This is a genomic window from Streptomyces sp. NPDC034111, from assembly GCF_055575375.1.
In genome coordinates this window covers 150,838-166,922 of the sequence record NZ_JBVIST010000011.1, presented here as the reverse complement: position 1 = coordinate 166,922, position 16,085 = coordinate 150,838, and the positions used below count along the sequence as shown (strand labels likewise).

The following is a 16,085-nucleotide window of genomic DNA, read 5'->3' as shown; positions in this document are numbered from 1 at the left end:
CTGCTCCTCAGCCCCCCACCCCTCAAGCCTCCCGACCCTCAAGCACCCCGCCCTCGCGTCGCCGCACCCCCAGCCCCGGTTCCCCGCTCGTGCGTACGTGGCCATCGGTGCCGGCGATGCCGGTCCAGGGGTCGTGGGCGAGGAGGAGGTGGCCGTCGAGGTCGAGCCAGCGGGCGCGGTCGGCGAGGTGGACGGCGGGGGCGAGACCGAGGGTGCTGGCGGTCAGGCAGCCGAGCATCAGCTCGGTGCCGGTGCCGGCGAGGAGTTGGGCGATGCGCAGGGCGGCGGTGACCCCGCCGCATTTGGCGAGCTTGACGTTGATGCCCTGCACCCGTCCGGCCAGGCGGCGGGCGTCCTCAAAATCGACGGCGTCCTCGTCGGCGATGAGGGGGAGCGGGGAGCGTTCGGCGAGCCGGGCGAGGGCTTCGGGGTCGCCGGGGGCCAGGGGCTGTTCGACGGCTTCGATCCCCAGGTCCGCGAGGCGGGGGAGCAGCCGTTGCGCGGTGGCGACGGTCCAGGCGCCGTTGGGGTCGAGGAGCAGGCGGGCGTGGGGGGCGGCACGCCGTACGGCGCCGATGCGTTGGAGGTCGTCCTCGGGGTCGGGGGTGCCGGCCTTGAGCTTGAGGACGGAGAAGCCGTGCCGGGTGAGGTGGGCTGCCTGGTCGGCGGCGCGTTCCGGGGAGATGATGCCGAGGGTGCGGGCGGTCGGCGCGCAGGGGGCCGTGGAGGTGCCGAGGAGGCGGTGGACCGGGGCGTCGGCGCGTTTGCCGGTCAGATCGAGCAGGGCCGACTCCACCGCCGCGGTCACCGCGGGCGGGGTGCCGTGCGCGGGCAGGTCGCCGGTGCGCAGGGCGGCGAGTGCGGATTCCGGGTCGGGGAAGCGGGCGAGATCCAGGGCGGTTTCGTCCAGCAGCCGGGTCAGGGTGGTGGCGTCGAGTCCGTAGTACGTGCTCGCGACGGCTTCTCCGTACCCGTGCTGGCCTTGGTGTTCGAGGGAGAGCCAGACGGCGTCGCGGGATGCCATCGCTCCCCGGGAGATGCGCAGGGGCTCGGCGAGTTCGAGCCGTACGGTGCGGCGGGTGACCTTCACGGGGACTCCTCCTGGTCGATGTCGTGCTGGAGGGGGTCGGCCACCGCCGGGCACCGGGTCCAGCCGGTGGCCTCCGCGGCCCTGGGGTGGGGGATCTCGGCCGGGCGGGTGGCGGCTGCGGCCGGGTCGAGGCCGTGGGCGGTGAGGAAGTCGTCGTCGTAGACGGAGCCGAGGTAGCGGTGCGGCCCGTCGGGGAAGATCCCGGCGACGACGGCGCCCGGGTGGGTCCGGGCGGCCCAGGCCGCGACGAGGGCGACGGCGCCGGTGCTCCAGCCTCCGCTGACGAAGTTGCCGCGGGCCAGCCGGCGGCAGGCGTCGACGGCTTCGGCGGGGCCGACCCAGTGAACTTCGTCGAAGGCCTGGTAGGCGACGTTCCGGGGGTGGATGCTGCTGCCCAGGCCGCGCATCAGCCGTGGCCGGGCGGGCTGGCCGAAGATCGTCGAGCCGGTGGCGTCGACGCCGATCAGCCGCAGCCCGGGCCAGTGCCGGCGCAGCGGTCGGATGGTTCCGGCGCTGTGGCCGCCGGTGCCGACGCTACAGACCAGCACGTCGAGGTGGTCCAGGGACGCGGCCAGTTCGGCGGCGAGGGAGGTGTAACCGGCCACGTTGTCGGGGTTGTTGTACTGGTCGGGCCAGTACGCGCCAGGCAGCCGCGCCCGCAGTTCGCGCAGTCTGGCCAGCCGGGCGGCCTGCCAGCCGCCCTCGGCCGCCGGGCGGTCGACGAGCTCCAGCCGGGCGCCGTGCGCGCGCAGCAGTGCGCGCATCGACGGTTCCAGTTCGGCGTCTCCGACGAGTACGACCGGGTGCCCGAGGGCCTGTCCGGCGAAGGCCAGGCCGATGCCGAGGGTGCCGGAGGTGGACTCCACCACCGGGGCGCCGGGCCGTAGTTCGCCGCGCTCCCGGGCACCGAGCAGCATGGCCACGGCGGCCCGGGCCTTCATTCCGCCGACGCCGAGGCCTTCGAGCTTGCCCCAGAATCCGGGCTGTGGGCAGGGCAGATCGACGGTGATCCGGGCGAGCGGGGTGCGGCCGAGCAGCGCGAGCAGGTCCCGGTTGCCGGCGGGGCTGAGGACGGCGGTGCTCACCGGGCGGCCCCCGGGCGGTCGGTGGGGCCGTAGCGGTGGATGATCCCGGGGCCGCCGTCGAGCCAGAAGAACGGGTACGGTTCGGCGCAGACCGCGCTGACACCGGAGCCGATCAGCCGCGGCAGTACGGCGCTGCCGGTCTGGGCGAACATCACCAGGGGTGTGCCGTGGCGCAGCGCCTGCCTCCGCAGCGGTTCGAAGGTTCCGTTGCCGAGCGTCATCCCCGAGGCGAGGACGGCGTCGCAGTGCGGCAGTTCCGCGAGGGCGTCGGTGCGTACCGGCTCGCCCCACTCGGTCGTACCGCCCTTGAGGTCACAGGGGAGGTAGCGGAGTTCTCGTGTACGCAGGGCCTCCAGCAGCGAGTTGACCACTCCGACGACGAGCACGGTGCCGCCGTGGGGGATGTCGAGCAGCCCGGTGACGGCCCTGGCCCTGGCCCGGGACTTCTCCAGTGAACTCCCGGCGGGCAGCGGGCAGGGGCGGGCGCCGGTCGCGGGGGAGTGGGGGTGGTGGTGCATCAGGTAGGCGTCCAGTGCGGCCACCCGTACGGGGAGCAGATCGTGCTCCAGGAGGTGGGCGACGTCCGCGCCGACGCAGTCGTCGACGGCGCCGTCGGGGAGGGCGCCGGGTTCGACGGCGCAGGAGCCGACCGCTTCGCCCAGCCGGAGGCTCAGCACTTCGTTGCGGTAGCCGCCGCTGCGGCCGTCGTGCCGTACGGCCTGGCGGGTGGTGAAGGCCATGGCGATGCGCTGGGTGCGCGGGTCGGGGCCGTAGCCTCCGTCGCGGACGCGGTCGAGGAGGTCGTCGTACGAGGCGGCGGGGGGCGGCGGGGCGGTCGTGTTGGTGGGGGCGGTCGGTGCGGTCATCGGCCGGCCACCTTGGGGCGGAGGGCGGCGAGCAGGTTCTCGACCCGTGTGCGGGCGCCGGGGCCTGTTGGGTCGCCGGCCATGAGGTGGCCCAGGTAGTCGTTGTTGCTGCCCGCGGCCGTGACGACCGTGCCGGGCTCGGTGAGCTGGATCTCCAGCAGGTCCGCGGCGCCGCGTACGTCGTCGGCACCGTCGATGGACTCCAGCACCCCGCCGGTGTCCGGGAGCAGGAACCCGATGGCGGCGCTGCGCAGTCCGGTGGGCCGTTGGCGCAGGTCCGGTGCCCGGCCGAGGGCGACGTCGACGCAGGCCGCGGCGAGGTCGATGCCCGTGACGTGGCGGACGAGTTCGGTGATGCGGTTGCCGGCGGGGCGGGGGTTGACCTCGATGACGCGGGGGCCGTCGGCGGTCAGTTTGATCTCGGTGTGTGCCACGACGCCGTCCAGGCCGAGGGCGGTGAGCGCCTTGAGGGCCGTGCGGGCCGCTGCTTGGGTGTCCGTGTCGCTGAGCGCCGCGGGGAACATATGGCCGGTCTCGATGAAGGCCGGGGCGCCGCCGACGCTCTTGTCGGTCACTCCGACCACCCGCGCCGCTCCGGCGAACGACACGGTCTCGACGCTGACTTCCGGTCCGTGCAGCAGTTCTTCGAGGAGGACGGCCGGCTCGCGGTGCTGGCCGCGGGCGTTGACGGGGAAGTCGGCGAGTGCCCGGTAGGCGTCGGTCAGCGCCTTCTCGTCGTCGATGCGGCGGACGAACATCCCGGCGCACAGGTCCACCGGTTTGAGTACGAGCGGGTAGCCGATCTCCCGTGCCGCCCCGGCGGTCGCGGTCCAGTCCGAGCAGACCGCGAAGCGCGGTCCGGGTACGTGGGCGTCGGCGAGCACCCGGCGGGTGGCGTCCTTGCGGCAGGCGTGGTGGACCGCTTCGGGGGAGGGGCCGGGCAGGCCCAGGTGGTCGGCGATCCGCGCGACTGTGGGGAGGTAGTAGTCGCAGGAGGTGAGCACCCCGTCGAACTCCCAGGTACGGTGGGCGTGTTCGAGGAGGGGCAGCAGGGCCTCGGGGTCGTTGGTGTCGGCGGTGAGCACATTGCGCGCCGCGAGGAGCGGGTGTGCGGTGCCTTCGGGGGCGTTGCGCAGGTAGTGGTGGAGATCGCGGGTGAGGAAGGTGAACTCGTGTCCGCCCTCGCGGATCGCGCGTGGCAGCAGTCTGCTCATCGATCCGACCCAGCTCTCGACCATCAGCAGATGGGCCACGGCTTCCCCTTTTCGGAGTGCGGGTTGGGAGGCATGCCGGCGTACGCAGGGCGCGTCGTCGGCGGCGCCCGTACCCGTGTGCCGGGGGGGCGGGCGCCTTGACGAGCACCCACGTTATCGATAATCGTTTTCATTGTCATCTGAGGCCCTGTCGGCTTGCTTGTGCTGCCGCTCGGTCCTGCCGTGCCGGGCTGTTCCGCGCCGGCGCTTGAACTCCCTCGGCGTCCCGTCCCGCCGTCCGTTCCCGATTGCGAGCCCCCGTGAGACCCGCACCCCGCATACGCCGCCGCGCCCTGCTCCGCCCCCTCGTGTGCTGCGCCGTCCTGGTCTGCGCCACCGTCCTGGAGCCGGTGGCCCCCGCCCGCGCCACCGCCCCCTCCCCCTCGCTCCGCTTCGGCGCCTGCCCTGCGTCGGTGCCCACCCCGCCCGCGCCCGCCCGCGTCGAATGCGGAACGCTGAGCGTCCCGCTCGACTGGGCACACCCCGGCGGCAGACACCTCCGCCTCGCCGTCTCCCGCGTCCGCGCCTCCGGCCCGCCCGAGGAGCGGCGCGGCATCCTCCTGGTCAACCCGGGCGGGCCCGGCGGGCCGGGGCTGGCCTATGCCGTCACCAAGCGCGCCAAGCTGCCCGAGCGGGTGCGCCGCGCCTACGACGTCATCGGGTTCGACCCGCGCGGGACCGGACGCAGCGCCCCCGCCGACTGCGGCCCGATGGGCGGTCTCTTCGACCGGCCCGGTGCCGACCCCGTGCCGGTCGGGCGCGCGGCGGAAGCGGCGTACCTCGGCTCGCTGCGGCGCCTGGCGGACGACTGCGCCACGGGCCTGGGCGACGCCCTGCCCCAGCTGTCGACGGCCGCGACCGTGCGCGATATGGACGCCCTCCGCTCCGCGCTCGGCGAACGCCGCACCGGCTTCCTCGGCGTCTCCTACGGCAGCTACCTCGGCGCCGCCTACGCCGCCCAATTCCCGCACCGCGTCGGCCGTATGGTGCTCGACAGCGTCGTCGGCCCCTGGGACTGGTACGACTTCGATCTGCGCCAGAGCCGGGCGCTGCTGCGCCAGCGCGCGGTGTTCTTCGCCTGGGCCGCCCGGCACCAGGAGCGCTTCGGCCTCGGCGGCAGCGCCGGCCGGGTCCGTGAGGCCTATCAGCGGGCCCGGGACCGGCTCGCGGCCCACCCCGTGGACGGCCTCGGCCCCGCCGGTTTCGACCGCGCCGTGTACCGGGCACTGGGCCGCACCGAGCGGTGGGCCGGCCTCGCCACCGGCATCCACACGTATCTGCGCAGCGGCAGCACGGCGCTGCTGCGGCCCGCCGAGCCCTTCGACGGTGCCGCCTCCCGCACGTACGAGTCCGCCAACCGCGTGGTGAAGTGCGCGGACGGGCCAGGCCCCGGGCCCGGACGGGTCCTCGCCGACCTACGGCGCCTGCGGCGGCTCGACCCCCAGCCGGTCGTCACCGGCATGGAGGCCTCGGCCTGTGCGTACTGGCACCACACGCCCGCCCACCGCACCCGCCTCGGCAGCCCGGCGGCTCCCCCCGTCCTGCTGATCGCCTCCGCACACGACCCCGTCACGCCCGTCGAGGGTGCCCGGCAGCTCCGGCGGCACCTGCCCGGCTCGCGCCTGGTCACCCTCCATCGCGACTACTCGCACGGGGTGTTCGCCAGCCGGGGAAACGCCTGCGTGGACGACGCCGCCGCCGCGTATCTCGTCGACGGGGCGGTCCCCGCGGCGGATGTGCACTGCACCGGCCCCGGTCTGCCGGTGCCGTGACCGCCCGGCCCGCGGACGCGCGGCGGGCCGAACCGCCGCCCTACGGCCGGTAGACGCACGCTGCCAGCGGGGTGTGCACCTTCCAGTCCAGGGTCTCGTACAGGGCGCGCCCGTCGTCGGTCGCGCCCAGTACGCCGAGGAGCGCACCCTCGGCCACCGCGCGGTCGGCGAGGGCGCGCATCACGAAGCTGCCCAGGCCGCGGCGGCGGTGGGCCTCCTGGGTGATGACGCGGTCGACGACGGTGGTCCGGCCGAGGACCGCCATCTGCCCCTGTGCCGCCAACTCGCCTGCCCTGTCGTGTACTTCGACGTGGAGGACGCCGTCGCGGGTGTGCGCGGAGGTGGTGTAGCCGGCGGGTGCGACCGGGTCGGTGGTGCGCAGGTCCGTGGCCATCAGATGGCCCGCCTCGGCCCGGTCCACCACCCAGCCCCGCGGGAGCCAGCGGCCGATGTCCTCCGGCTCCATGGGCACCTTGAGCCAGGTGTCCGGCACGGTCACCGAGGAGGCGGCCCGGCGTACGGCCTCCTGCCGTGCCTCGGGCAGCACATGGCGCCCGACGTTGCCGGGCTGGTCTATGTCGATATAGAGGCCCCAGGGCAGCTCGGCCGGCCGTGGCGTACGCCGTGACACGGCCCAGCCGGACGCCCAGGTCCTGACGAGTTCCGCAACCATCAATCCCTCCCGGAGTGCCGGACGTTGGAGAGGCGTAAGAGGCAATGCATGGGAGGGCACATTACGTCGTGGGGTGCGGGTGCGGCATCTCCTTTACCGGGAGCGCGTCCGCGCGTACCGGGCGGCTTCTGCGCCGGTGGGGGCGCAGGTGTAGAGAGGAGTTATGAGCGTCCGGCGCGGTCTCACCCGGCTCGCCCGGTCCTGGCGGCCGAGTCACGCGGCGCTGGCCCTGCCGCTGGCGATCATCGTGCTGATCACGGTGATCGACATCCACACCCCGACGACCATCCACCTGGGCCCCTTTCTGGTGGCCGCGCCCGCGATCACCGCTTCCTTCGCCGGTCCCGGACTGACCGGCGCCGTCGGTGCCCTCGCGGTGCTCGCCCAGATCGTCATCGGCCATCTGCACGGCGGTCTGATGACACCGAACCACCAGGCCCAGATCGCCGCCCTCGTGCTGATCTCCGTACTGGTCACGCTCTTCCGGTACGTACGCGACCGGCACCAGCGGCGGCTGAGCCAGGTGCAGTCGGTGGCCGTCGCGGCACAGCAGGTACTGCTGCGGCCGCTCCCCGAGCGGATCGGACCGCTGCGCCTCGCGTTCTCGTACATCGCGGCCGAGGCCGAGGCGCAGATCGGCGGTGACCTGTACGCGGCGGTGCCCGCCCCCGGCGCGACCCGTCTGGTCATCGGTGACGTACGGGGGAAGGGCCTGTCCGCGATCGGGGAGGCCGCGGTGCTGATCGGCGCCTTCCGGGGGGCCGCCTACCGCAATCTGACGCTGCCCGCCATCGTGGCGCACCTGGGCAACTCCGTGCACTGGAACATCGCCCACCTCGCCGACGGTGACCCGGACTCCGCGGAGTCGTTCGTGACCGCGCTGGTCATGGACGTCCGCCACGACGAGTCCAGGATCGCAATGATCAACTGCGGGCATCCGCCGCCCTTGCTGCTCAGGGGCGGCACGGTCGCCTCCCTCGAGGTCCGCGATCCGGCGCTGCCCCTGGGGATCGGCGCACCGTCGGAGAGCGACTACGAGGTCGAGACCTTCGGGTTCTCGCCCGGCGATGTGCTGCTCCTCTACACCGACGGCGTGATCGAGGCCAGGAGCCCCGACGGCGTCTTCTACCCGCTGACCGACCGGCTCGCCTCCTGGCGCGAGAGCGATCCCCAGGCCCTTGTGACGTACCTCCATGACGATCTGCTCCGGCACGCCGCAGGAAACCTCAGCGACGATGTCGCGATGATCGCCGTCACCGGCGCACCCTGAGCCGGGTCGCCCCCGGACCCCGCGCGGAGCACCCTGGAAACAGAAGCCGCGTAGCCATGAGCCGAGCTGTGAGGTGCCAGATGAGCACGCTCGAAGAACACATCGACATCAGCGTTCCCCTCAATACGGCCTGGGAATGCCTGCACCGTGCGGAGTCCTATCCGCGCTTCCTGGACGGCGTGCGCGAGGCCCGCGCGGAGGGCGAGCTGACGCACCTCGACGTCGAGGCGGGCGGCCGGGCCCAGGAGTTCGAGGTCGAGATCGTCGACCGGGACCAGGACAACGTGATGACCTGGCAGACCACCAGCGGCCCCGAGCTGTCCGGAACCTTCTCGCTGCGGCCGATCGACGGGGAGCACACCCGGCTCCAGGCCCGGTTCGAGTACGAGCCGGGCACGGTCACCGAGGCCTTCGGCGGGCCGAAGGGGTTCGCCCAGGCGGCCGCGATCGAGCGGGGCGTGCGCAGCGATCTCCAGCAGTTCAAGGAGCTGGTGGAACGGGAACGGTAGGCAGTTCCGACCGGGGGGCCGAGGGGCGGACACCCGTCGGCCGGACGGTCAGGCCGGCCCGGCCGGCTGAGCGGCCAGCAGCATCAGGGCCACATCGTCCTGCCGGCCCGGGTCGGCGAGCCGGTTCTTGAGCAGCAGGTCGGCGAGGCGTTCGGGGCTCTGCGGCGGTGCGTCGTGGAGGCGTTCGGCGAGGTCGGCGACGGAGGTCTCCAGGTCGACGCCAGGCGTCTCGACCAGGCCGTCGGTGTACAGCGCGAGTACCGAGTCCAGGGGCAGGTCGATCTGCGTGGCGTCGTACCGGGCGTCCGGGTCGATGCCCAGCAGCAGGCCCGCGGGGACGTCCAGCACCGTGGTGTGCCCGTCCGGGTGGCGGAGGACCGGGGGCGGATGGCCCGCGCTGGCCAGGCAGGCACGCCGGCTCCGCAGGTCGATGTGGACGTACAGACAGCTGGTGAACAGGTCCGGGTCAAGGTCGGTCAGCAGCCGGTTCGTCCGGGCCAGTACCTCACCCGGTGACGCGCCGGCCGTGGCGTGGGCGTGCACGGCGGTGCGGGCCTGGCCCATGAGGGCGGCGGCCGCCGCATTGTGCCCCTGGACGTCACCGATGACGGCGGCGACGGTGCCCTCGTCGAGACGGATCAGGTCGTAGAAGTCGCCGCCGATCTCCATCCCGCGGGCCGACGGCAGATAACGCGCGGCGACCGCGAGCCCGGGCACCGTGGGCAGGCCGTGCGGCAGCAGTCCCGCCTGGAGGTCATGGGCCAGCTGCTGCTTGGTGTCGTACAGCCGGGCACGGTCCAGCGCCTGGGCGATCAGCCCGGCCAGGGAGGTCAGGACCTGGCGCTCCTCGTTGCTGAAGGTCCGGGGCCGGTCGTACGAGAGGATGCAGCAGCCGACCGGGCGGCCGGAGACGATCAGCGGCAGCACGGCCCGGGCCGCCTTGCCCGTCAGCCGGTGCAGCCCCGGATAGTCGCTCTCCAGCTCCTCGGGGGAGGAGTAGAAACTGGGCTCGCCGGTGGCCAGCGCGCGCACGGCCGGGCTGTGGGCGGCGCCGAGGGCGACGCCCTCGAAGGTGTCGACGGCCTCGGCGGGGTAGCCGCGGTGGCCGATGGTGCGCAGACGGCCGCTCTCCGCGGCGTACATGAGCATTCCCTGGGCGCCGAAGGCCGGCACGATCTGGTCGGCGACCAGGTTGACGACGTCCAGGGCCCCGACGGCCTCGGTGAGCGCCGCGGCCAGGTGCAGTACGTGGTAGATCTGCCCCGCCCGTACGGGCACCGCCTCGCCCTCCAGCGGGTGGGGCGCCATCGGGCCGTGGTCCTCGCCGGAGGGGCCGATCCATACGCTCAGGCCCCGGCCGTCCGGGTAGAGCCGGAAGGTGAGCCACTGGTCCGGGGGGTGGCAGGCGGTGAAGGTCACCGGCCGGCGGCTGATCACCGCGGCGCGGTAGCGGTCCTCGAAGGCCGGGTCGCGCAGCCAGGGCAGCGCCTCCCAGGGACGCGCGCCGATCAGCCGGGCCGCGTCCTCGCCCAGCAGCTCGACCGCGCCGGTGGTGACCAGGGTGATACGGCCGTCCAGGTCCAGGGCGCATGCGCCGCCCGGCAGCCGTTCCAGGTAGTCGACCGCCGCCAGGGCCTCCGCGGGGCCCGCGGTCCGCGCCGGTGGCGGCGACAGGACCCGCGGCTCGGGCGGCGGCATCCGGCCGTCGGGCCGGGGGCTCTTCGCCAGCAGGGCCGCCAGCCGCCGGCAGGCGCTCTCCACCGCCTGCTGCTCGTCCGCGGACAGCTGCGGCGGATGGCCGGCGGGCCACAGCATCAGCAGGGCGCCCCGGCTGTCGTGGCCGTCGCTGACCGGCGCCGCCACCAGGGAGAAGTCGTAGGGGACCGCCACCGCCGTACGGGGGAAGTCACGGGCCATCTGCTGATGGCCGGCCGCCCACACCAGGCGCTGCCGGCGGGTCGCGACGGCGACCGGGATCGGCGCTGCCAGGGCGACCCGGCTCCACGGGTCCAGGAACGGCGCCGGCAGCCCGCTCATGACCGTCAGGTGCAGCACCGGTTCGTCGGACGCCAGGACGTACAGACCGGCCGCGGACGCCCCGGTCTCCCGCATCGCCCGGAGCAGTGCCCGGTCGACCGCATCGGAACCGGTCCCGCCGCTCATCTCGCACCCTCGTACCGCTGTCGTCGTGACACCGCGACCACTCCGGTCCGGCCGCCCTCCCGCCGGACAGTGCCGACGTTACGCCGCCCGCCGGTCCGCGGCATGCGCGTGCCCGCCCGCGCCGAGGCCGACGGGGTGACCGGGTATGGGGTGATACCTCCAGATGTGTAGTGAGTTGTGCCGTATATCATGTAATGGCGTCTGAATGAAGTGGCGCGGGCAGCATGTCGTCTCCGCAACCGGAGAGGGAGCATGGCCGCAGACGAAGAGGACGAGACACCGCGCGTCCGGCGCCCGTCCCGCAAGAAGCCCGGCGAAAAGACCGCAAAGAAGACCAGCGGTGGGCGTGAGCGGGCAGCAAGCCGGACGAGCGAGGACGGTACGGAGCGCGCGGCCCGCCGCGTTTCGGCGTCGCGGGCCATGCGCAACGCGGCGCAGCAGCTCCAGGAGCTTCTGGGGCGCGCCCCCGAGTCCGTCTCCGCGGTCAAACCGACGGAGGACGGCTGGGAGGCGGACGTGGAGGTCCTGGAACTGGAACGCGTCCCCGGGACCACCAGTGTGATGGGGAGCTACCGGGTGACGCTGGACGAGGAGGGCGAACTGGTGGCGTATGAGCGCATCCGCCGCTACACCCGCGGACAGATCGGGTCCTGACGTCCCGGGCCGCGCTCCGGCGCTGTTCGCCACGCGAACCGAGACGGCCCCTCCACGAGTGGGGCGGGCCGGTGAAGGGAGGCACCGTGACTGTGGTGCCGCAAGGCCAAGGGGCCGTTGCCCGGGGCGGGGGAGCAAGCTCCGGCAACCTCTACGACATTCTCGATCTGATCCTGGACCGCGGTCTGGTCATCGACGTCTTCGCGCGGGTGTCGCTGGTGGGCATAGAGATCCTCAAGGTCGATGCCCGCATCGTCGTGGCGAGCGTCGACACCTACCTGCGCTTCGCGGAGGCCTGCAACCGCCTCGACCTGGAGGCCGGGCGCAAGAAGCCCCAGGAGCTCACGGACCTCGTCGGCGAGGTGACCGAGGGCGGCTCGCACGGCAAGGCCAAGGGGGCCTTGAGCGGAGCCGCGGAAGCGGTGGCCGACGCCCTCAAGGGAGGCGGCGACGAGGACGAGGAAGCGGAGACCGAGGAGCGGCAGAAGGAGCCCGCGGCCAAGCGGGAGCGCTCGGCCCGTCGACCGGTGCGGCATCGGAAGGAGTGAGCCATGGCCGTTTACGTCTACTCCATCGTCGGGGCCTCCCACCCCCAGCGTCTCGACGGCCTGGACGGTGTGGGCGACCCGCCGGCCGCCCTGCGCACGGTGCAGACCGACGTGCTGTCCGCGGTGCTCAGCGACGCGCCCGAGGACCTACGGGCCAAACGCCGGGACCTCGCCGCCCACCAGGCCGTCCAGGAACGGCTGATGGCCGACGGCACGGTCCTGCCCCTCCAGTTCGGCTTCACGACCGAGGACGACGACGCGGTACGCGAGGTGCTGGAGGAACGGGAGGAGGAGTTCACCGAACGGCTCGAGGCGCTGGAGGGCTGCGTGGAGTACCACCTCAAGGCCGCCCAGGACGAGGAGGCGCTGCTGCGTCAGATCCTTCTGGAATCCGATGACGCACGCGCGCTCAACGAGGAGATCAGAAGCGGCCGCGGCGGCCCGGACGCCCCGCTCGCCCTCGGCGAGATGGTCGCCCAGGAAGTGGAGGCCCGTCAGGACCGGCTCGCCGCCCAGATCGTCGAGTCGCTGCGCGACCTCGCCCGGGAGGAACGCGTGTCGCAGGCGACCGGGGACGACTTCCTGAGCGTGTCCTTCCTGGTGAACCGGGACCGCGACGACGACTTCCGCACCGCCGAGAAGGAGCTCGCCGACGAACTGGGCGGCGACTTCGACCTGCGGCTGCGCGGCCCGCTGCCGCCCTACAGCTTCGTCTAGGGAGAACCTCATGGCCGGACTGCTGACCCACCTCGCCACCCTTCCGCTGTCACCGGTACGCGGTGTCGCCTGGGTCATGGAGCGGGTGGTCGAGGCCGCGGAGAGCGAGTACTACGACCCGGCGCCCATCGAGCGGGAACTCGCCGCGCTCGAACAGGCGCTGCTGGACGGTGAGATCGACGAGGAGACCTTCGACCGGCGGGAGGACGAACTGCTGGACCGGCTGGAAGAGATCAGGGCGCATGAGCTGGGCACCGACACCTGAGCGTGAACCGAGGGAGCGGCCGTGAACGAACCCGTCGCCAGGAGGCTGGGCGACTACCCGTCCAGAGCAGGCTCGTACGGCCAGGGGTCCTCGGCGAACCTCGCCGACATCCTCGAACGGGTCCTGGACAAGGGCATCGTCATTGCCGGCGACATCCAGATCAACCTCCTGGACATCGAACTGCTCACCATCAAACTGCGGCTGCTGGTCGCCTCGGTCGACAAGGCGAAGGAGATGGGCATCGACTGGTGGGAGCACGATCCCGCGCTGTCGTCCCGCGCCTCCGACGGCTACCGCTCGCTCGCCGACGAGAACAAGCGGCTGCGCGCCGAGATCGAGGCGCTGCGCGAGGGCGGTGAGCTGCCGCCGGCCGAGGAGAGCACCGGCACCTCGCGCACGTCGAGCTCGTCGCGCAGCAGTGGCAGCAGCCGCAAGCGGGCGGAGCCCAGCCCCCGCCGCAAGAAGCGGGATGAACCATGACCGAGGCCGTCAGCTACGCGTACGCGGTGGCCCGGGACACCGACGGCTCGCTGGAGGAGGCGCTGGCCGGACTGCCCGGGGTCGCGGACGCCCCGGTGCGTCTGGTGCGCGCGGGGCCCGATGCGCAGGTGGTCGTCGCCGTGAGCGCGGTGCCCGCCCAGGACTTCGACGAGGACGCGCTGCGCGCCCACCTGGAGGACCTGGACTGGCTGGAGGCGGTCGCCCGGGCCCACCACCGGGTCATCGAGGCGCTGGCCGCCCGCACCACCGTCCTGCCGCTCCGGCTGGCGACCGTCTACCTCGACGACGAGCGGGTGCGGCAGATGCTCGAAGCCCGCCGGGAGGCCTTCGCCGAGCGGCTGTCCGCACTGGACGCGCAGGTGGAGTGGGGCGTCAAGGTCTACGTCGAGGCCGCCGAGGAGGCCGCCCCGCCGCCCGGACCGCCGGCGGACGCGGGCCTGAGCCCCGGGCGGGCCTACCTCAGCCACCGCAAGGCGCAGCGGCACGCCCGCGAGGACGCCTACCGCGAGGCCGAACAGGTGGCCAGGCGCATCGAGACCGCCGCCCGCGCGCACGCCGTCGACCGGGTCCAGCACCGGCCGCAGCAGGGCGAACTCGCCCACGGCCCGGGCGAGAACGTCGTCAACGACTCCTACCTCCTCCCACAGGAGCACGCCGAGAGCTTCCGCACCGACGTGGAGCAGACCGCGGAGGGGTTTCCCGGCGTACGTGTCGAGGTCACCGGGCCCTGGGCCCCGTACTCCTTCGCCACCCCCGCCGAAGCCGAACCGGTGAAGCGAGCCGCACCGTGAGAGCGGTGGGCGGGCCGCCGGCCACGGCGGACGAGCCGCTGCCGGACCGGCAGATCGCACTGATCGACCTGCTGGACCGGCTGCTCAGCGGTGGTGTGGTCCTCACCGGGGACGTGGTGCTGTCCATAGCCGACATCGACCTCGTCCGCATCTCGCTGCGTGCGCTGATCGTCTCCATCAGCGAACGCAACCCCGGGCCCTGGTCCACCACTCCAGCGCTGCGAGACGGCCATGACGACTGACGGTCACCGGCCGGGCGGGCGCTTCGACGATGTCGCCGACGCGGCGGACCGCGCGTTCCGTCTGCTGCCCGCGGCGCCGCAGGACACCGCGCCCCGGGCCGGCGGGGCGCCGCGCGGCCCCGCCCACCGGATCAGCACCGACCCCGACACCGTTGAACGGGACCTGATCAAACTCGTTCTCACCCTCGTCGAGCTGCTGCGGCAGCTCATGGAACGCCAGGCCCTCCAGCGGGTGGACGCCGGCGACCTCACCGAGGAGCAGGAAGAACGGCTGGGAGCGACGCTGATGATCCTCCACAGCCGGATGGTGGAACTCTGCGCCCGGTACGACCTGACCATGCAGGACCTCAATCTGGATCTCGGACCTCTCGGGACCTTGTTGCCACCGTCCGAATGACGGCCGACCGAACAGGAACGACGGGAGCAGAAGATGGGCATCGGAAAGAGAGCGAAGAACCTCGGTGATATAGGCCGAGGAAAGGCAAAGGAAACCACCGGAAGGACGATCGGCGACAAAAGCATGGAGCGTAAAGGCATGGCCGAAAAGGCCATGGGGAAAGTGAAGGAGGCAGTGGAAAGGGGCAAGCGCTCGCTCAAGCACTGACCGTCACCACGGCCCGGCCCGAACCAGGTTCGGCGCCGGGCCCCGGCCGGTGGCGCCCCGCCTGTGTGCGGGGCGCCACCGGCCTGACGTCTCCCCGCCGCCTACTCCTCCTCTTCCTCGTCCTCGTACTCCTCCTCGTCCCCCTCCTCGCCTTCGTCTTCCTCCCCTTCTTCCTCCTCGCCTTCCTCGGCCTCGTCCTCCCCCTCCTCGTACTCCTCGCCTTCCTCTTCCCCCTCTTCGCCCTCTTCGCCCTCTTCCCTCTCTTCCTCCTCCACGGCCTCCTCATGGGTCCGTACGACCTCGCCGTCGCGCACCTCGCCGCGCCAGCCCTCCGGCTCCTCGTCGGTGAGCGTCACGTAGCGCTGGAAGTGCTTGAAGTCCAGCCGCAGCCGCCGTCCCTGGGCGCGCCACAGATTTCCGGTCTTCTCGAAGAAGCCCGAGGCGTAGTACTCGACGACCAGCACGATGCGGGTCAGATTGGGCGCCAGTTCGTGGAAGCTGACCGCACCGCGGGTCGTTCCCTTGGCGCCCTCGGACGTCCAGACGATGCGGTCGTCCGGTATCTGCTCCAGGATGGTCGCCTTCCAGCCCCGGGTCGACGGGCCGACCTTGGCCTTCCAGTCACTGGTCGTCTCGTCACTCACCGAGACGCTGCGGACGCCCTTGGTGAAGGTGTTGAACTTCTCGTACTGCGTCCAGTGGTCGTAGGCGGTACGCAGCGGCACCCCGACATCGAGCACCTCGATGATGTTGGTGACCTTCTGGTCGCCCGAGCGGCCCTTTCCCTTTCCGCCACCGAAGACCTCCTTGGCCTTCCCCACGACGTTTTCCTTGACGTTCTTCGCCGTTCCGGACAGCACGGCCTTGAGGGGGGAATCGCCCCCCAGCAGGCTGGCTCCGACTTTCGACAGCGATCCGCCGTTCTCGGCGACGTCGGTGAGCTGGCCCGTCACATCGACGAGCTTGTCGCCGGCGCGTTCGGCCAGATTCCCGACCCATGCCGTCACGAAGTCGCCGAGTTCCCCACGCAGTCGATCGAGCCCCGAGTCCACGTTGCCCTCTCCGGTCTTGGCCATACCCGG

At 72.6% G+C, this 16,085-nt stretch carries 19 protein-coding genes; 12 read left to right on the top strand and 7 right to left on the bottom strand.

Going from position 1 to position 16,085, the window contains the following annotated elements; all coding sequences use genetic code 11:
- Positions 1 to 22: 22 nt before the first annotated feature.
- The 4 genes from ACZ55A_RS24170 to ACZ55A_RS24155 are packed head-to-tail and all read right to left on the bottom strand — an operon-like array spanning position 23 to position 4,294.
- Entirely contained in the window at positions 23 to 1,090 is a 1,068-nt protein-coding gene (locus tag ACZ55A_RS24170; RefSeq protein WP_468843598.1) for a mandelate racemase/muconate lactonizing enzyme family protein, read from the bottom strand.
- The gene (locus ACZ55A_RS24165; RefSeq protein WP_468843596.1) at positions 1,087 to 2,175 is read right to left on the bottom strand and encodes a PLP-dependent cysteine synthase family protein; all 1,089 of its coding nucleotides are present in this window, start codon (positions 2,173 to 2,175) and stop codon (positions 1,087 to 1,089) included. Before ACZ55A_RS24165 ends, ACZ55A_RS24170 begins: the two co-directional genes overlap by 4 nt.
- Complete coding sequence (locus tag ACZ55A_RS24160) at positions 2,172 to 3,041, bottom strand: Rossmann-like domain-containing protein (RefSeq protein WP_468843593.1); 870 nt, start codon at positions 3,039 to 3,041, stop codon at positions 2,172 to 2,174. Before ACZ55A_RS24160 ends, ACZ55A_RS24165 begins: the two co-directional genes overlap by 4 nt.
- The gene (locus ACZ55A_RS24155; RefSeq protein WP_468843591.1) at positions 3,038 to 4,294 is read right to left on the bottom strand and encodes an ATP-grasp domain-containing protein; all 1,257 of its coding nucleotides are present in this window, start codon (positions 4,292 to 4,294) and stop codon (positions 3,038 to 3,040) included. The genes ACZ55A_RS24160 and ACZ55A_RS24155 overlap by 4 nt, the downstream gene beginning before the upstream one ends.
- 260 nt (positions 4,295 to 4,554) lie before the next feature.
- On the opposite strand from ACZ55A_RS24155, the gene ACZ55A_RS24150 reads away from it, so the two are divergent.
- Positions 4,555 to 6,066: an alpha/beta fold hydrolase gene (locus ACZ55A_RS24150; protein WP_468843588.1), complete on the top strand. Its 1,512-nt coding sequence runs from the start codon at positions 4,555 to 4,557 to the stop codon at positions 6,064 to 6,066.
- Positions 6,067 to 6,106: 40 nt separating this feature from the next.
- Here ACZ55A_RS24150 and ACZ55A_RS24145 read toward each other — a convergent pair whose 3' ends face one another.
- On the bottom strand, positions 6,107 to 6,739 hold the full coding sequence (locus ACZ55A_RS24145) for a GNAT family N-acetyltransferase (RefSeq protein ID WP_468843586.1): 633 nt from the start codon (positions 6,737 to 6,739) through the stop codon (positions 6,107 to 6,109).
- 163 nt (positions 6,740 to 6,902) lie between these two features.
- Between ACZ55A_RS24145 and ACZ55A_RS24140 the strand changes: the two genes are divergently transcribed.
- Complete coding sequence (locus ACZ55A_RS24140; RefSeq protein WP_468843583.1) at positions 6,903 to 8,009, top strand: PP2C family protein-serine/threonine phosphatase; 1,107 nt, start codon at positions 6,903 to 6,905, stop codon at positions 8,007 to 8,009.
- 80 nt (positions 8,010 to 8,089) lie between these two features.
- Positions 8,090 to 8,518: an SRPBCC family protein gene (locus ACZ55A_RS24135; protein WP_468843581.1), complete on the top strand. Its 429-nt coding sequence runs from the start codon at positions 8,090 to 8,092 to the stop codon at positions 8,516 to 8,518.
- 48 nt (positions 8,519 to 8,566) lie between these two features.
- Here ACZ55A_RS24135 and ACZ55A_RS24130 read toward each other — a convergent pair whose 3' ends face one another.
- The gene (locus tag ACZ55A_RS24130; RefSeq protein WP_468843579.1) at positions 8,567 to 10,681 is read right to left on the bottom strand and encodes a SpoIIE family protein phosphatase; all 2,115 of its coding nucleotides are present in this window, start codon (positions 10,679 to 10,681) and stop codon (positions 8,567 to 8,569) included.
- Between the two features lie 252 nt (positions 10,682 to 10,933).
- Here ACZ55A_RS24130 and ACZ55A_RS24125 point away from each other — a divergent pair, with 252 nt between their 5' ends.
- The 9 genes from ACZ55A_RS24125 to ACZ55A_RS24085 all read left to right on the top strand — a co-directional run bounded on the left by ACZ55A_RS24125 (position 10,934) and on the right by ACZ55A_RS24085 (position 15,003).
- On the top strand, positions 10,934 to 11,335 hold the full coding sequence (locus ACZ55A_RS24125) for a gas vesicle protein GvpO (protein ID WP_468843577.1): 402 nt from the start codon (positions 10,934 to 10,936) through the stop codon (positions 11,333 to 11,335).
- A gap of 86 nt (positions 11,336 to 11,421) precedes the next feature.
- Positions 11,422 to 11,883 carry a gas vesicle structural protein GvpA gene (locus ACZ55A_RS24120; RefSeq protein WP_468843575.1) on the top strand — a complete coding sequence of 154 codons (462 nt, stop codon included), beginning with the start codon at positions 11,422 to 11,424 and terminating at the stop codon, positions 11,881 to 11,883.
- A 3-nt stretch (positions 11,884 to 11,886) separates the two neighbouring features.
- Positions 11,887 to 12,600, top strand: coding sequence for a GvpL/GvpF family gas vesicle protein (locus tag ACZ55A_RS24115; RefSeq protein ID WP_468843574.1), 714 nt, complete (start codon positions 11,887 to 11,889; stop codon positions 12,598 to 12,600).
- 10 nt (positions 12,601 to 12,610) lie between these two features.
- On the top strand, positions 12,611 to 12,865 hold the full coding sequence (locus ACZ55A_RS24110; protein ID WP_468843571.1) for a gas vesicle protein GvpG: 255 nt from the start codon (positions 12,611 to 12,613) through the stop codon (positions 12,863 to 12,865).
- A gap of 21 nt (positions 12,866 to 12,886) precedes the next feature.
- Entirely contained in the window at positions 12,887 to 13,345 is a 459-nt protein-coding gene (locus tag ACZ55A_RS24105; protein WP_468843569.1) for a gas vesicle protein, read from the top strand.
- Positions 13,342 to 14,157 (top strand): GvpL/GvpF family gas vesicle protein, encoded by an 816-nt coding sequence (locus tag ACZ55A_RS24100; protein ID WP_468843566.1) that lies wholly within the window; start codon positions 13,342 to 13,344, stop codon positions 14,155 to 14,157. The genes ACZ55A_RS24105 and ACZ55A_RS24100 overlap by 4 nt, the downstream gene beginning before the upstream one ends.
- Complete coding sequence (locus ACZ55A_RS24095; RefSeq protein WP_468843564.1) at positions 14,154 to 14,399, top strand: gas vesicle protein; 246 nt, start codon at positions 14,154 to 14,156, stop codon at positions 14,397 to 14,399. The genes ACZ55A_RS24100 and ACZ55A_RS24095 overlap by 4 nt, the downstream gene beginning before the upstream one ends.
- Positions 14,389 to 14,796 (top strand): gas vesicle protein K, encoded by a 408-nt coding sequence (locus ACZ55A_RS24090; protein ID WP_468843561.1) that lies wholly within the window; start codon positions 14,389 to 14,391, stop codon positions 14,794 to 14,796. Before ACZ55A_RS24095 ends, ACZ55A_RS24090 begins: the two co-directional genes overlap by 11 nt.
- A gap of 33 nt (positions 14,797 to 14,829) precedes the next feature.
- Positions 14,830 to 15,003, top strand: coding sequence for a CsbD family protein (locus tag ACZ55A_RS24085; RefSeq protein ID WP_468843559.1), 174 nt, complete (start codon positions 14,830 to 14,832; stop codon positions 15,001 to 15,003).
- Positions 15,004 to 15,104: 101 nt separating this feature from the next.
- Here the strand turns inward: ACZ55A_RS24085 and ACZ55A_RS24080 are convergent, their stop codons facing one another.
- Entirely contained in the window at positions 15,105 to 16,079 is a 975-nt protein-coding gene (locus ACZ55A_RS24080; protein ID WP_468843556.1) for an SRPBCC family protein, read from the bottom strand.
- Positions 16,080 to 16,085: the final 6 nt, after the last annotated feature.

What these genes read in the sequence shown, in the direction of transcription:
- ACZ55A_RS24160 (WP_468843593.1), bottom strand. Translation starts at nt 3,041, where the DNA reads ATGACCGCACCGACCGCCCCCACCAACACGACCGCCCCGCCGCCCCCC.
- ACZ55A_RS24110 (WP_468843571.1), top strand. Translation starts at nt 12,611, where the DNA reads ATGGCCGGACTGCTGACCCACCTCGCCACCCTTCCGCTGTCACCGGTA.
- ACZ55A_RS24130 (WP_468843579.1), bottom strand. Translation starts at nt 10,681, where the DNA reads ATGAGCGGCGGGACCGGTTCCGATGCGGTCGACCGGGCACTGCTCCGG.
- ACZ55A_RS24115 (WP_468843574.1), top strand. Translation starts at nt 11,887, where the DNA reads ATGGCCGTTTACGTCTACTCCATCGTCGGGGCCTCCCACCCCCAGCGT.
- ACZ55A_RS24135 (WP_468843581.1), top strand. Translation starts at nt 8,090, where the DNA reads ATGAGCACGCTCGAAGAACACATCGACATCAGCGTTCCCCTCAATACG.
- ACZ55A_RS24080 (WP_468843556.1), bottom strand. Translation starts at nt 16,079, where the DNA reads ATGGCCAAGACCGGAGAGGGCAACGTGGACTCGGGGCTCGATCGACTG.
- ACZ55A_RS24140 (WP_468843583.1), top strand. Translation starts at nt 6,903, where the DNA reads ATGAGCGTCCGGCGCGGTCTCACCCGGCTCGCCCGGTCCTGGCGGCCG.
- ACZ55A_RS24145 (WP_468843586.1), bottom strand. Translation starts at nt 6,739, where the DNA reads ATGGTTGCGGAACTCGTCAGGACCTGGGCGTCCGGCTGGGCCGTGTCA.
- ACZ55A_RS24090 (WP_468843561.1), top strand. Translation starts at nt 14,389, where the DNA reads ATGACGACTGACGGTCACCGGCCGGGCGGGCGCTTCGACGATGTCGCC.
- ACZ55A_RS24085 (WP_468843559.1), top strand. Translation starts at nt 14,830, where the DNA reads ATGGGCATCGGAAAGAGAGCGAAGAACCTCGGTGATATAGGCCGAGGA.
- ACZ55A_RS24125 (WP_468843577.1), top strand. Translation starts at nt 10,934, where the DNA reads ATGGCCGCAGACGAAGAGGACGAGACACCGCGCGTCCGGCGCCCGTCC.
- ACZ55A_RS24100 (WP_468843566.1), top strand. Translation starts at nt 13,342, where the DNA reads ATGACCGAGGCCGTCAGCTACGCGTACGCGGTGGCCCGGGACACCGAC.